This is a genomic window from Pseudoalteromonas sp. meg-B1 (assembly GCF_003173795.1).
Classification (GTDB): domain Bacteria; phylum Pseudomonadota; class Gammaproteobacteria; order Enterobacterales; family Alteromonadaceae; genus Pseudoalteromonas; species Pseudoalteromonas undina.
In genome coordinates this window covers 1,111,805-1,125,471 of the sequence record NZ_QGQU01000001.1, presented here as the reverse complement: position 1 = coordinate 1,125,471, position 13,667 = coordinate 1,111,805, and the positions used below count along the sequence as shown (strand labels likewise).

Sequence of the window (13,667 nt, the reverse complement as noted above, 5' to 3'; positions counted from 1 at the left end):
TTACTCCGTTGCTGCTAGGTTATTTAAACTTATTTGCTCTAACCAATAACTGCGGTTAGCCTGTACTTGTTTACCTAACAGAGCAAAACCAAGTACTTGCTCATTAGCATCATTAAATACAGCCACTAACTCTTCACCTTGTTGTTTTATATGCCACTGACCTTGCGCCATAGGTGGTACAGGAAAAATAGTTAACGGCATAATAGGGGTTTTAACAATAACGGGGCTCGGCAAAAATTTGGCGTTAGTTACATTGCCCAACAGGCTATTGACTAAAGCAGGTAGAATTTGATTTATGGGTGCAATATATGGCTGCCATCCTTGTGATGTTTGCGCACAGTCACCTAATGCAAATATAGCAGGGCGACTGGTTTGGCCATCGTCATTTACTTTAATACCACGCTCAACTTCTAATCCAGCTTGCTCAGCAAGCGTTACATTTGGCACTAATCCTACCGCAGATAGCACCACGTCAACTTCAATCACTTGACCACTATTTAAGTGTAATAATGAAACAGAGTCGTTGACTTCAATACGGTTGATACTATCTTCTAAATACCATGATACCCCCAAGTCTGCTAACTTTTGCTGTAAGGCTTCGCCGACTACTTGTGGGATCAGTCGATACATTGGCCACTGCCCTAAACCGATGACACTCACTTCATAGCCTTTGGCGCTCAAGTCATTTGCAAATTCACAGCCAATTAACCCATCGCCTAAAATAGCAACTCGCTTTTTACTATCAAGTTTTGCTCTCAATTGTGCATAATCGTGCAAATCATTCACACTTAGTACTTCTGAGGCGTCTCCAGCAATTGGAATTTTAATTGCTGACGCACCTGTCGCTAGTACTAAACGCCCATACTTATAACGCCCTATGCTAGTGATGAGAGAGTGATTATCTGCATCTATTCGTTCAACACGTGTATGCGGATAAACACGAATATTAAGACGCTGCTCCCACTCAAGTGCGGCTTCGTTTTGTAAATCAGCTGCGCTTTTCCCCATTGCAAAAGCATTCGAAAGAGCAGGTTTGCTGTAAAGTGCGCCGTCATCAGCGGTGAATACGGTAATAACTACGGTTGATGATTGTTTACGTAATGCAGCCGCTACTTGATAACCACTGTGGCCACTACCAATGATAACAATTGGGCCTTGCGGTTCATCAACAATGGCCTCAGAAACACGAGTGTGTTGAACAGCAGCTGGTTCAGTTACTTCACCTTCAGTTAGTTCATCTTCACTTATTTCGATCATTTCAAAATCGGCTTTGCCCACTAAACAATCTGGACATACCCAATCCTGTGGTACATCCTCCCAAAGGGTGCCTGGAGGAATACCATCAGCAGGCCAACCTTGGGCCTCATCGTAAATGAGGCCACAAATAATACAGAGCCATTTTTTCATTTCTCTATCCTAATAATTTGGATTTAACCCTGTGGGTTATCTACTGCAGAAAGTACAAATAGATAAACCGTAAGTTTTATAAACAGAGTCGTTGCCACTCGTTATAAACGTATAGCAATATTGCGTGTTTGCATGTAGCTGTAGATGGCTTCTTGACCTTTTTCTCGGCCAAAGCCAGACAATCCAACTCCGCCAAATGGCGTTTCTATGCCACCGGCAAACCATTCATTTATAAAAACTTGTCCACCACGAAGTTGCTGAGCCACTTGTAATGTTAGGTTAAGTGCTTCACCAAATACGCCTGCTACTAAACCAAATTCAGTGCCATTAGCTATTTTTACAGCCTGTTGCTCATCTTCAAATGGCATAATAACCAATACAGGACCAAATACTTCTTGTTGAGATATGGACATATCAGGGGTTGCTTCGATCACAGTTGGAGCAACATAGTAACCTGCCAAATCAGGAGCATAGCCACCACATAAAATAGTTGCCCCCTCTTTTTTAGCTTGTTCAATCATTGCCAATACACTGATTTGTTGCGCTTGAGAAACCACGGGCGTTAAATCAGCCTGCTCTTCACCTGAGCCGATCACTAAATTTTCAGCCATAGTAACCACTGCCGATTTAATCTCTTCGTAACGAGCTTTATCTACCAGTAAACGCGACATTGCAGAGCACACTTGTCCAGCATTAAAGAAAATACCTGTTTGCACACTGCTGATAACTTTCTCAGTAGCCGCATCTTTAAGAACAATAGCTGCAGATTTACCACCCAATTCCATTACAGAAGGTGTTGCACGCTCAGCTGCACCTTTTAGAATACGTTGCCCAGTGGGCACTGAACCGGTAAAAACAATTTGATTAACATCATTATGCTCAACTAGGTGGCTCCCCACTACTGAACCCTTACCACACAACAGGTTAATAGCGCCTCTTGGAAAGCCAACACTTTCAAGTGCTCTGACTAAATACACCATACCAACAGGCGAAATTTCGGGTGACTTAATGACTACTGCATTACCCGCCGCCAGCGCTGGAGCTAAAGAGCGAGCACAGATTGAAACTGGGAAATTCCAAGGTACAATTTGTACTGATACACCCATAGGGATATATTGCGTAAAATCAATATAGTTTTTACCTAAAGGAATCGACGTACCTTCGAGTTTGTCAGCCATGCCGCCATAGTATTCAAAATAACGAGCAGCCTCTAAGAATTCATCTTTTGCATCCGCTAAGGTTTTACCGTTTTCTCTGCACAGAGCTAAAGCACCTTCATCAGCTATCTCTTTGATAGCTTTTGCTGCATCAAGCATCCACGTTGTGCGCACAGCTGGGCGTACATCGCTCAATAGTCCACGGCTTATACATTGTCTGGCGGCTAGCATCGCATTGTTTGCATCATCAACACTGGCACTTGCAATCGTGCTATATTCCTGAGCTGTCGCAGGGTTTATTACCGAAATATGAGTGTGAGAATCACACCACTGGCCATTAATGAAGTTAAGATAATGAGTCATAATTAAGCCTCCGTCACAGATTTCACTTGTTTGGCAAGCCAAATTTGGAAAAAGTGTGTTGGTGTATCCATTTCAGGTGAAAAAGCCCCACCACCAAAACCAGGTGAGTACCGTCCTTGCTGCATTCCTTCAACTGCGCCAATATCTTCACCAAACACCACACGCCATGATTCAAGTGTTGCAGTACGACACGCCGCATACTCATCTTTAGTTGCCTCATCACTAATATAGAAAATACGTAAACGTTCGATAGTTTTATCTGTACTAATTGGGTCGATCATCATTGCAAAAGCGTGATCAGCTTGAATACCAATAAGTACATTTGGAAATAAAGCAACATATTCAGCATGGCGTAGCTTTTCCTCAGGCCAGCTTGGGAATTTCGGTAAGTGTGTACCAGCAGTATCAGAAAGGTTATATTTATAGCTACCTTGACCAGAAAAACGCTCATCAAACATGATATTGTAGTGATCTTCTAATTTAGAATAAGTATTTAACGCTGGATGTACCCAAGGTAAATGATAGGCTTCACAGAAGTTTTCTATGGTTAACTTCCAGTTACTTTTTACTTCAATTTCTAAGTGTCCGCCCATATTGGCACGACGTAATAAACTCAAACCATCGTCACCTAAAAACTCTTGCCAACGCTGTGTTAAAGGAGCTATATGCTCATCGAAAGAGCTCGCCTCGCCAGATAGATTAATGAATACCATATCCATCCAAATAGCTGAGCGGATTGCTTTTAGCCCATGCTTTTCACATGCAAAACGTTCATCGTTATGTTTACCGATGCCACCTAAATGTGGAGTCCCTTTTAAGCTTCCATTTAAATCATAGGTCCATGAATGATACGGGCAGCGGATCATGCCTTGCACTTCACCTGCTTCATGTACTAACTTCATCCCTCGATGGCTACACACATTATGAAATACCTTCACTTCGCCTTGGCGACTCTTCATCATTAATAAAGGCAAGTCCATAAAATCAATTGGCATAACATAACCATTTTTGATTAAATCTGATGCAAAACCAACGCATACCCATGTGTTACTAAAAACATGATCACGTTCAAAATTAAAGTACTCAGGATTGGTATACGCCTCGTTAGGCATACCTGTCGCTTCATGTATCGGGTTTAGTACACGATCAATTTGCTTAATAGGAATTATTGTTTGTTTTACAGTGCCCATGCTCATTCTCCGAACGGTGTGTGTTTTAAAAAAATTTAAAGAGCAAAGTTCAATAATTAAAACCCATAGTTTTAACATTAACCTCACGCCCCAAACCCGTAACAACATTCTGTTATCAGATGCGTTGATTTTGATTAACAACAAAGCACTAAACAAACGATAATTTAGCATCTCACTCATGAGTTTTTGTAATGATTAAGAGTGCAAGAATATAAATATTGCTTACTGGTTATAAATAAGCGGTAACATCGCATAAGCAAAGCTCATGGATTGATGAGGATTAATCATTTGTAAATTGCCGGTTAATTTTTTAGTTTCTTACCACTTATTTAACAACAACAAAAAAGACAACGGAGCACACACATGAAAAAATCCGTAATTTTGGCTAAGTCTGGTTTTTTAAAGGGATTAAATCCGACGGTGACAATCGCATCGAAGGTAATTCTAATCGCCTTTATTTTATTCATAGTCATACTTGCAAATAAAGCAGGGCAGTATTTTGAAAGCCTTTCGACTTTTTTACTCTACAATATGAAATGGTTTTCTATTGGCTTAGTAACTTTAGTCGTTGGTTTTTTACTTTATTTGATGGTAAGTCGATACGGCCATATTCGACTGAGCGAAAATGACGACGATCAGCCTGAATTTAGTTTTTGGGCATGGATAGCCATGTTATTTTCTGGGGGGATGGGTATTGGACTGGTTTTTTGGTCTGTAGCAGAACCCATGTGGCACTATGCTGCAAACCCATTCACCGAGGGGTTAACCAATGAAGCAGCGTCAATGTCAATGCAGCTTACTTTTTACCATTGGGGACTCCATCCGTGGTCGCTTTTTGTAATAGTTGCCTTAGCCTTGTCTTATTTTTCTTACCGTAAAGGCCTTCCTTTTACCTTTCGCTCTATTTTACACCCACTAGTGGGCGATAGAATTTATGGCCCTATAGGACATGTTGCCGATATTATCACGGTAGCCGTTACAGCCTTCGGCATCGCGCAAACCCTGAGCCTTGGGGTTATTCAAATTAACTCTGGATTACAACAAACGTTTGGGATAGAGGTTAGCCTTGTTACTCAAACTGTGCTTATTATTGTGCTATGTACCATTGCTGTAGGCTCGGTTTTATCGGGCGTTGGTAGAGGAATACGGCTACTCTCACAATGGAATATGCTGCTGTCGTTATTATTAGTATTGATAGTACTTGCAGTGGGTCCGACCCGTTATATTTTAAATGTATTTATGGAAACATCAGGGAATTATGTACAAAATTTAATTTCGATGGGGCTGTGGACTGATTCGCAAAATGACTCAGGATGGCAAAGCTCTTGGACCGCTTTTTATTGGCCATGGTGGTTAACTTGGGCACCGTTTGTAGGTATGTTTATTGCGCGAATTTCAAAGGGACGTACCATTCGCGAACTTATTGGTGGTGCTTTGGTGGCCCCAACTGTTATTGCCTTTATTTGGCTTTCCGTATTTGGTGGTAGCGCCTTAAAAATGGAGCAAAACGAACGTATTGCTGCACAACAACAAACCGTTGTAACACAAAACAAAGTTACAGAAACAAACGCAGAACCCTTTAGTGGTGGTGTTGTGTTACAAGCAACCAAAGCAGATAGTACACGTGCCCTCTTTACCTTATTTGATAATTTAGACAGTAACTTATTAGGTAAATTACTGAGTGTATTAGCCTGTATCTTACTTGCTACTTATTTTATTACCTCAGCCGACTCGGGCACCTTAATATTGTGTATTTTAGATGCTGCAGGTGATACTGAACCACCAACCTCTATTCGTATTTTATGGGGTATAGTTATTGCACTTATTGCATGGGTACTTATTTATGCAGGAGGCCTGCAAGCAATAAAGTATGCGTCAATCATCATTGGCTTTCCTATTTCTATATTTATTTTAATGATGGGTGTTACCTTGTTTTATAGCATTCGCCGTGAACCAAAACCGTGGGCAATGTTGCCGCAGCACGTACATCCATGTAAAGAAAAACTCGATGGCCCTGTTGAGCACTAAATCAATATAATAGGACTAATAAACAAAAAAACCCTGCTAGTTAGCAGGGTTTTTTATTGCGGCGTAATTTATACTAAACCGGTATCACCTACTTCTTCAGGAAGTTGTGTTAATAACCATTCTCTAAAATACTTTACACTCGCAGGTATGCGGCCACCGTTATCTGGCTCTAGTAAAGAAAACTTAGATTCAGTGGCTAATACATGCTCGGTTGGACGCACTAATGCACCACTTTGTAAATATTCATCAGCCAGAGAACCCCATGCTAATGCAATGCCTTGGCCATTAATTGAGGCTTGCAACAACATGGGGTAATTATTTATGTTAATGCGGCTTTTAGGAGCTATCTGCTCAAGTCCTACTCCTGCAAACCACTCATCCCAATTAACCCATCCCATTTGTGTTTCGTCTAAAAATAAAATTGTTTTATTAAAAATATCTTTCGGATCGTTCGGATTACCAATTTTTTCAAGATAGCCAGGACTACAAACTGGAAACACTTCTTCGCAAAACAAAGTGGTCACCTTCATATTAGCTGGAGGCGTGCGACAAAAAAACAATGCTAAATCGCATTCTAAACGGTTTAAATCAACTACATTATCAGACGCTAATATTCTTAAATCAATGTCATCATATTGATTTTGAAACTCAGCAACTTTTGGCAATAACCACAAGGATGCCATTGCATTAGTTGTCGCTACGGTTACTTTTTTATCCCCTTGCCATTTTTTTACCTCTCCTGTTATATCTGCAATATCTAATAAGGAGCGACTTATAGACTGATAATACTGCAGACCAGCTGAGGTTAAATGAATACTGCGGCTTGCACGAGTAAATAAGGCTTTACCTAAATACTCTTCTAACTGTCGTATTTGACGACTTATCGCACCTTGAGTAACGTTAAGCTCATTTGCTGCAAGAGTAAAACTTAGGTGTCGAGCGGATGCTTCAAATGCGACTAGACTGTTTAGCGGTGGCAATGGACTAATTTTCATATAATTTCCTACTGCGTTTCTATCAAAGAAACTAATAACCAATCCATTGAAGGTAAAAGTAAGTACTAAATATATTTTTAAACATTGAGTTAATTAATTACAAATTTGGTAAGGGTTTTAGTGTGGGTAATTAATTAGTTTGTGAAGACATATAAGCACACGCCCAATATGTAGACGTGTGCTTTGAATATTGGTTTAGAAGTAATAGCCAATATTAATGTTAAAGCGACGCTCAGTTTCGCTGCTATCGCCCGCTAATGAACCACCAACAAATGGCATATTTTTACCATGAACTAAGTCAAAGTAAGTAAATAAACCACCAGCAGCTACCGAGAAACCGGTTACGTTCATCCACGTATCTCTGCTGTTGTCTGATTTGTCGTAAATAGCACTATAGTCGTTATAAAACTGTAAGTTTGTTACCGCGCCCCATTGTACCGGCACGCTGTATGCTACGTTTGCACTCGACATTGTTGCCTCTGCCGCCATGCTGTCGTAAAACGAGTAAGCGCCCACAGCAATACGGTTTACGTTATCAATATCGTAGTTATATTCACCGTGTTGAAGTTGTAAGTTCCAAGGGCCCATATTACTGTTTAAATGTAATGCCCACGCGTTGTAGTCTCCTGCGCGGTCAACACCATCATGCAAGCCACCAGCGAGTGCCGACACACCTATTTCAGTTTTACCACCTTCATGTTCTAGGTGGTAGCCGTAACGACCTGAGAACGTATTGTACTCGCCTATAGCATTAGTTGGCTCGGCATAAACACCATCCCCAGCTTCTCTAAAGCCAACAATATCGTAAGAATAGCGATCGCTGCGGTTATCTACATAACCATCAACACCACCTAATTCATCATTTTTGAAAAAGCCCAAATCAAGCTGCCAGTTATCAGCAATCTTACGCTTAAATAACACCCCTAAATCGTGGTCGTCTTCAAGGCCAACATAATAGTTAGTGCTGAAAAAGTAGTTATGTGAATTGTATGGCCAGTTACCAAAAGGAACCTTGGTAATACCTGCTTGAACTTGCCAATCATCAGCAAAATCGTAAGCTGCATAAGCGTATTTAACAGCGGTCATATAATCAAAAAAGCGAATTTCAGCGTTTAATTTTACATCACCAACGTCGCCTGAGAAATTTAAGCGAAAAATATCAAAGTCAAAATCGCCGCCGCGATTTTTATTATCGTCATCATACGAAGTATGGCTGTAGTTGGTTCGAACAGCACCACCAACTTTAATTCCCTGAGGCTTGTGTTTATGTTTAGCTACTTTAACTTCAGCTGTATCTTCTTTCACTTCAATGGTGCGTTCGATTGATTTTTCACTTTTTTGCTCTGCTTTCGCAAGTTGCTTTTGCAGCATTTCCACTTGTTTTTGTAAGCTGCTTAATTGCTGCTTTACTTTATCAAGATCTGTATCTGCATGTGCCTGATGTGAAAAAACAACCATAGCCACTGCTAGTGCTAAAGGTTTCATAGGTGTCATAATTTGTCCTTGCTTGCCTTGTTGATATTATTAACTCGAACTTGGTCAGCGTGAGCTAAGTACCTGCTTGATTTTACATGTTGTTTTACAATGATAACGTATTTTTACAACTCTTCAATTACACTTTGTGATTTTGCGCAACACACCAGCAACACACAAACTACTTTTTAGCAGGGTAAGCATGACAATTAATCATCATTTTAATAAATAAAAGCAGTAGCTTGCAAAATTAAAGCTTAAAAAATAGCAGGATGATCATGTACCTATTTTTAATGTGTTATTATTTGAGAAATCATATTTAAAACAGCCAGTTTGCTGCTACATATATAAATTGAGGACGCTCAAAAAATGAAAAATAACGATACCTTTAACACAATTGCTACGTTAATTTTTAAACATCTTTATAATAACTTTCCAACTCCAAGTCAGTTAGATCCTGAACAATTAATTAGCGATGCCTCAGATCATCAAGGTGAGCAAATAAAAGGAACAATCGCGTTTCTTCTTCATGAAGAATATATATTTTCGACGCCAAGCGCCGCTTTTTTGCTAACCGAAAAAGGCTTTAGCCACGCTTTGTGCCCTAAATTTTAATCCCACCGTTTAAAAAGCGATACCACAAAAAAAGCCCTAGCAATTAAAGCTAGGGCTTTTTAATGATTTTTAACGTTTATTTTTTCTCTTTTTCTAAACGCTTTTTAAGACTCAAAGCCGCATCTGCAGCCAACAAACGCATAAATTCAGAGCCATTGTTTTGTTCGCCTTGACCCGCACCTATAACAATTTCAGGCACTAAGCGGCTGTTACCTAAGCTATTAAATAAAGCCGTTTGAATTTTAACTTCTGCTTTAAGTGTTTCATCAAACACATATTTAGGATCAAGTGCTGCTGACTTTGCGCGTAAACGTGCTTCAGCTAATACATCCATGCCTAAAGCTTCTAAGCGTTGCTGTTTTAAAATTTCTTCTTGCTCTTTTGCAAGCTCAGCCTTCACTGCAACACGCTGTTGTGCAGAAATAATCGCATTGGCTTTTATTCGCTCTGCATCAATTTGCTCTTTAATTTTTAGCTTTTCAGACTCAGCTCTTTGCTTTGCAATCGCTTGTTCGCCTAATGCAACTTCTGTACGTGCTTGTTGCTCTGCCTTTTTAAGGTTTTGTCTTGCAAGCGCTTCATCTGCTGCAGCTTGCTTTTGCGCCTCTAAGCGCGCATTTACCTTATTTTCGTAATCAATATCAATAATACTCGCATCAACCACCGTGATGCCGTAAGAGCCTAAAATAGGTGCATTACGCAGCGGCTTACCTTCAGCATCTTTCTTTATATTAATGGTAACGCGTTGTTGCTTACTTAAATTGCTTAAATCGTCAGACTTGTCACGCTCGCCAGTACTAATAATTTGCTCAGTAACAAAAATGCCATTAGTCAGTTGATCAGAAAAATCTTGGCTTAATTGACCATTACCACCTGAGTAATGTTGCTCAACCGACATCATACGTGCCGACGCTTTTACATTTTCTGTAGTGGCACGCATTAAAAGATTAGATATCAGGGTTTCTTGGGAGCCAAATTCTTCATGAATTTTTAATAATCCACGTAAAGCGCCCGACTCACTTGCCGGTACATTACCAGGTAATCTAAAACGTGATACTCCTCTGGCGCCACCTGTCGTGGTATCTAAGAATCGAATAGGAATGAGTGGTACAATGGCACTCGCTGTTGCACTGCTATCGCCGGTAAAGTTAATTGAAATAACTTTTTTATAGGCAGATGTGGTACCAAATGCTTTTAAGTAGGGGCCCGCTTGATTTATTACCGTTAAATTACCAGTAAAAGCTGACTGATGAACTAACCGTTCATCGGCTTCATTCCATGAAATAACCTGCGAAGTTAATGTTGCAATAACTGCTAACACCACAACAACGGATGTTATTAAAATCACATTACGACGACCAAAACGCGCCATAAATGAAGTGTTTTTTGCCTCAGCGACTGTTTGTTGCTCGCTATCCATTTTTAGTACTCTCCATGTTTAGTTTCTTTTTAACAAAATACGTAATTTCTTGTTCGCTTAAATGCGCACAAAAACTACCCGATCGATGCAAATCTATAAATGTTGCAAGGATCTCTTGTTTGCCTTTAATTGTTTTTTCCTGGTTTTCTTGGGTTTGGTTTTTCTCGCTAAGTTGAGCAATAAGATCATCAATGATGGTGTCTTTATCGAATAACACATTATATTCTTTTGACTTTCTTACTCGGCTCTTACGTACATTGCTGTAAATCACATAAAGCGCCACACACAAAATAATAACAAGCGTACTTAACCCAATAATATAAAAAATCATAACGTCTGCTTATATTAATTGAATAATTAACCCTAACAACAAATGTAACTATTAAATCACAAATGTTAAGCCGATAATTTTACAGAATAACGACCCAAATAACAGAATTAATACTTGGCTCTTGTATATTTTTGTAAAAATTAAAATAGAAAAGTTTAATATCTGAAGTCTCAACATCAACAATGTTACTTTTAGTGAGTGTGGGTGACAGCCGCTTAGAGTCAACGGTAAACATCTTCTGTTCAAACTTTCATATTGAATATTAAGCCATTTATCCTTTTTAAAATAAGCTGATTTCAAAGTGAAAAATGCAATAGTTTCCGAGTAAAGTTAAAAATATTTAAATTTTTTCTGGCGAAGATCAAAATGCGGCCTACCCTTAGTATGTAAATTAGGTACTGATTATTTGCTCAAAATTAAATCATATGGGCATGCAGTTGATCATTTACGTTACATCAAACCACTTATTAGTGAAAAAGGATATAAAGATGAAAAAATGTAAATACGCAGCATTGCTCGCTACAGCTACCTATGCACAATACAGTTTTGCTGCAATCGATGAGCTCACTATTTTACAACACACTCAAGAAGCAAAAAAAACCACAATTGCCAAACACGCTAATACCCATGTAAATCTTTCTAGGCAATTTACAATCGAAACAACACAAGGTCCTGTAATTACTCAAACTGTATCGCACCCTAATGCTGATTACATAAAGCTACATTTTAGCCAAGTAGATCTAAATGGTGACGCAAAGTTAGTCGTTAGAAGCGAAGACAACTCAGAGCGTTATGAATATAGTAGTAATAATATGGACGCTGCAACAATCGATAGCTTAAACGGAGATGATGGTGTGCATTCATTTTCTTCTATGTCGGTTTCAAATGACAGCGTTATCATTGAATATTACCCTGATCCAAAAAACAGTAAGCAGCAACACCAGTTTGGTGTTATTGATAGCTATTATTACGGCACTGAAAGCGCCAATATAAATATCAACCAACAAAATAAACCTGCCCCTTTGTCTACCTGCGGTATTAATGAGCGCAAAGACGTGCAGTGTTGGGCTAATTCCAACCCAACAGAGTTTGACCGCAGCCGCCCGGTAGCACGCTTAGTAATTGGTGGCCGCAGCTTATGTACCGGTTGGCGCGTTGGCAGCGATAATAAGTTATTTACCAATAACCACTGTATAGAGACTGCATCTGAGCTTGCCTCTACAGAAGTGTGGTTTAACTACCAAAATAAAAGTTGTAATGGGACAACCAGAGAAACTATTGTAAAAGTAACAGGTAAAGAGTTTTTTAAAACTGACTACACGTTAGATTACACCCTATTTAGTGTTAATGACTTTGCCAATATTGAACAGTTTGGTTACTTAGGGCTTGATGTGCGAAACGCACAGCAAAGTGAACGTATTTATATTCCGCAACATGGTTCAGGTAATCCTAAGGAGCTGTCTATAGAATCGGATCAAGACACCAATGGTTTGTGCCAAGTTAATGCCCCCTCAACGAATGGGCGTGGAAGTAATACTGATATTGGATACTATTGTGACACTATAGGCGGCTCTTCTGGTTCTCCTGTTGTTGCAGCATCAAGTAATCGTGTTATTGCACTTCATCATTTAGGCGGATGCTACAATAAAGGCGCCAAAATAAGTAAGATTTGGCCCCAAGTCGCAACTTACTTTAATAACACAGTGCCTGTTGGCGATAACGACGGTAATACACCACTGCCACCTACCGCACGTTTTGAATACAGCTGTGAGCAATTACAGTGTAATTTTGATGCAACAAGCTCCAGCTCAGCAGGTACTATCAATAGCTATAGTTGGAACTTTGGCGATAATCAAACCGATACAGGTGCAACTGTAGTGCATAATTTTGTATCTGAGGGTGATTACGACGTCTCTGTTACGGTGCAAGATAGTAACAATAATACAAACACGCTAACCCAAACGATTAGTGTTTCAAATGGCTCACCAACAGAAGTTGAATTAACTAAAGGGCAAGCATTAACAGGCCAAAGTGCAGCATTAAATCAAGAGACTATTTACTATATTGATGTACCTGCAAATAGCACTAACATCTCAATCGACATAACGGGTGGTTCAGGTGATGCAGACCTCTATGTTAAAAAGAGTACAGTGCCAAGCACAAATAATTACGACTGCCGCCCATTTAGAAATGGTAACAATGAAAGCTGTAATATAAGTCAAGGAGAAGGTCGTTTTTACATTATGCTTAAAGCGTATAACAGCTATCAAAACGTAACTATCCTGGCTAATTATGAAAATAGCGCACCACCTACAGATAATGACACTCGCGTATTAACGTCTCGTGCTTATGGATTTCCAGATTTTTGGCAGCGCTATAGTTATGTAGTACCTACAGGCGCAACCACTGTAAACATAAAAACATTGGGTGGCGAGGGAAATACTAACCTCTATGTTCGAGCGGATGCAGCGGTAACAAAAACACAATATGATTGCTTATCGAACAACAAAGACAACAATGAAAGTTGTATCTTAGAAGTGAGTTCAGGCCAGACATTACAAATCGGCTTGTTAGGTGTCACTAATTACGATTGGGTTAAGCTTGTTGCAACTGCAAAATAAATAATATCATTCCCCTAAAAAAGCACTGTAGTGAACCTGTAGTGCTTTTTATTTGGTTTTAATTTAC

At 39.5% G+C, this 13,667-nt stretch carries 10 protein-coding genes and 1 pseudogene; 3 read left to right on the top strand and 8 right to left on the bottom strand.

Features of this window, described 5'->3' with window-relative positions:
* The 4 genes and pseudogenes from DK924_RS05380 to DK924_RS05370 all read right to left on the bottom strand — a co-directional run bounded on the left by DK924_RS05380 (position 1) and on the right by DK924_RS05370 (position 4,117).
* Positions 1-1,257 carry an NAD(P)/FAD-dependent oxidoreductase gene (locus DK924_RS05380; protein WP_258306442.1) on the bottom strand — a complete coding sequence of 419 codons (1,257 nt, stop codon included), beginning with the start codon at positions 1,255-1,257 and terminating at the stop codon, positions 1-3.
* A pseudogene (locus tag DK924_RS18835) lies at positions 1,243-1,407 on the bottom strand (rubredoxin); the annotation flags it as partial. The gene DK924_RS05380 and the pseudogene DK924_RS18835, both read right to left, overlap by 15 nt.
* Before the next feature lie 101 nt (positions 1,408-1,508).
* Entirely contained in the window at positions 1,509-2,927 is a 1,419-nt protein-coding gene (locus DK924_RS05375) for an aldehyde dehydrogenase family protein (protein WP_109874524.1), read from the bottom strand.
* Positions 2,928-2,929: 2 nt separating this feature from the next.
* A complete protein-coding gene (locus tag DK924_RS05370) occupies positions 2,930-4,117 on the bottom strand; it encodes an aromatic ring-hydroxylating dioxygenase subunit alpha (protein WP_109874523.1) in 1,188 nt (395 codons plus the stop codon).
* Between the two features lie 363 nt (positions 4,118-4,480).
* Here DK924_RS05370 and DK924_RS05365 point away from each other — a divergent pair, with 363 nt between their 5' ends.
* On the top strand, positions 4,481-6,145 hold the full coding sequence (locus tag DK924_RS05365) for a BCCT family transporter (protein ID WP_226915943.1): 1,665 nt from the start codon (positions 4,481-4,483) through the stop codon (positions 6,143-6,145).
* A gap of 68 nt (positions 6,146-6,213) precedes the next feature.
* On the opposite strand, the gene DK924_RS05360 is transcribed toward DK924_RS05365, so the two are convergent.
* Both DK924_RS05360 and DK924_RS05355 read right to left on the bottom strand, forming a co-directional pair.
* Positions 6,214-7,140: a LysR substrate-binding domain-containing protein gene (locus DK924_RS05360; protein WP_010390313.1), complete on the bottom strand. Its 927-nt coding sequence runs from the start codon at positions 7,138-7,140 to the stop codon at positions 6,214-6,216.
* Between the two features lie 195 nt (positions 7,141-7,335).
* Positions 7,336-8,634: a porin gene (locus DK924_RS05355; RefSeq protein ID WP_109874522.1), complete on the bottom strand. Its 1,299-nt coding sequence runs from the start codon at positions 8,632-8,634 to the stop codon at positions 7,336-7,338.
* Positions 8,635-8,982: 348 nt separating this feature from the next.
* Between DK924_RS05355 and DK924_RS05350 the strand changes: the two genes are divergently transcribed.
* Positions 8,983-9,228 (top strand): hypothetical protein, encoded by a 246-nt coding sequence (locus tag DK924_RS05350; protein WP_054201077.1) that lies wholly within the window; start codon positions 8,983-8,985, stop codon positions 9,226-9,228.
* Between the two features lie 76 nt (positions 9,229-9,304).
* Here the strand turns inward: DK924_RS05350 and DK924_RS05345 are convergent, their stop codons facing one another.
* Both DK924_RS05345 and DK924_RS05340 read right to left on the bottom strand, forming a co-directional pair.
* Positions 9,305-10,648 carry an SPFH domain-containing protein gene (locus DK924_RS05345; protein WP_109874521.1) on the bottom strand — a complete coding sequence of 448 codons (1,344 nt, stop codon included), beginning with the start codon at positions 10,646-10,648 and terminating at the stop codon, positions 9,305-9,307.
* Positions 10,641-10,979 carry a hypothetical protein gene (locus tag DK924_RS05340; RefSeq protein WP_010390319.1) on the bottom strand — a complete coding sequence of 113 codons (339 nt, stop codon included), beginning with the start codon at positions 10,977-10,979 and terminating at the stop codon, positions 10,641-10,643. The genes DK924_RS05345 and DK924_RS05340 overlap by 8 nt, the downstream gene beginning before the upstream one ends.
* Before the next feature lie 488 nt (positions 10,980-11,467).
* Between DK924_RS05340 and DK924_RS05335 the strand changes: the two genes are divergently transcribed.
* On the top strand, positions 11,468-13,600 hold the full coding sequence (locus DK924_RS05335; protein ID WP_109874520.1) for a pre-peptidase C-terminal domain-containing protein: 2,133 nt from the start codon (positions 11,468-11,470) through the stop codon (positions 13,598-13,600).
* The last annotated feature ends 67 nt before the right edge of the window (positions 13,601-13,667 follow it).

Coding starts and splice junctions, on each gene's coding strand:
- DK924_RS05365 (WP_226915943.1), top strand. CDS start 4,481: ATGAAAAAATCCGTAATTTTGGCTAAGTCTGGTTTTTTAAAGGGATTA.
- DK924_RS05335 (WP_109874520.1), top strand. CDS start 11,468: ATGAAAAAATGTAAATACGCAGCATTGCTCGCTACAGCTACCTATGCA.
- DK924_RS05350 (WP_054201077.1), top strand. CDS start 8,983: ATGAAAAATAACGATACCTTTAACACAATTGCTACGTTAATTTTTAAA.
- DK924_RS05345 (WP_109874521.1), bottom strand. CDS start 10,648: ATGGATAGCGAGCAACAAACAGTCGCTGAGGCAAAAAACACTTCATTT.
- DK924_RS05375 (WP_109874524.1), bottom strand. CDS start 2,927: ATGACTCATTATCTTAACTTCATTAATGGCCAGTGGTGTGATTCTCAC.
- DK924_RS05380 (WP_258306442.1), bottom strand. CDS start 1,257: ATGATCGAAATAAGTGAAGATGAACTAACTGAAGGTGAAGTAACTGAA.
- DK924_RS05340 (WP_010390319.1), bottom strand. CDS start 10,979: ATGATTTTTTATATTATTGGGTTAAGTACGCTTGTTATTATTTTGTGT.
- DK924_RS05355 (WP_109874522.1), bottom strand. CDS start 8,634: ATGACACCTATGAAACCTTTAGCACTAGCAGTGGCTATGGTTGTTTTT.
- DK924_RS05370 (WP_109874523.1), bottom strand. CDS start 4,117: ATGGGCACTGTAAAACAAACAATAATTCCTATTAAGCAAATTGATCGT.
- DK924_RS05360 (WP_010390313.1), bottom strand. CDS start 7,140: ATGAAAATTAGTCCATTGCCACCGCTAAACAGTCTAGTCGCATTTGAA.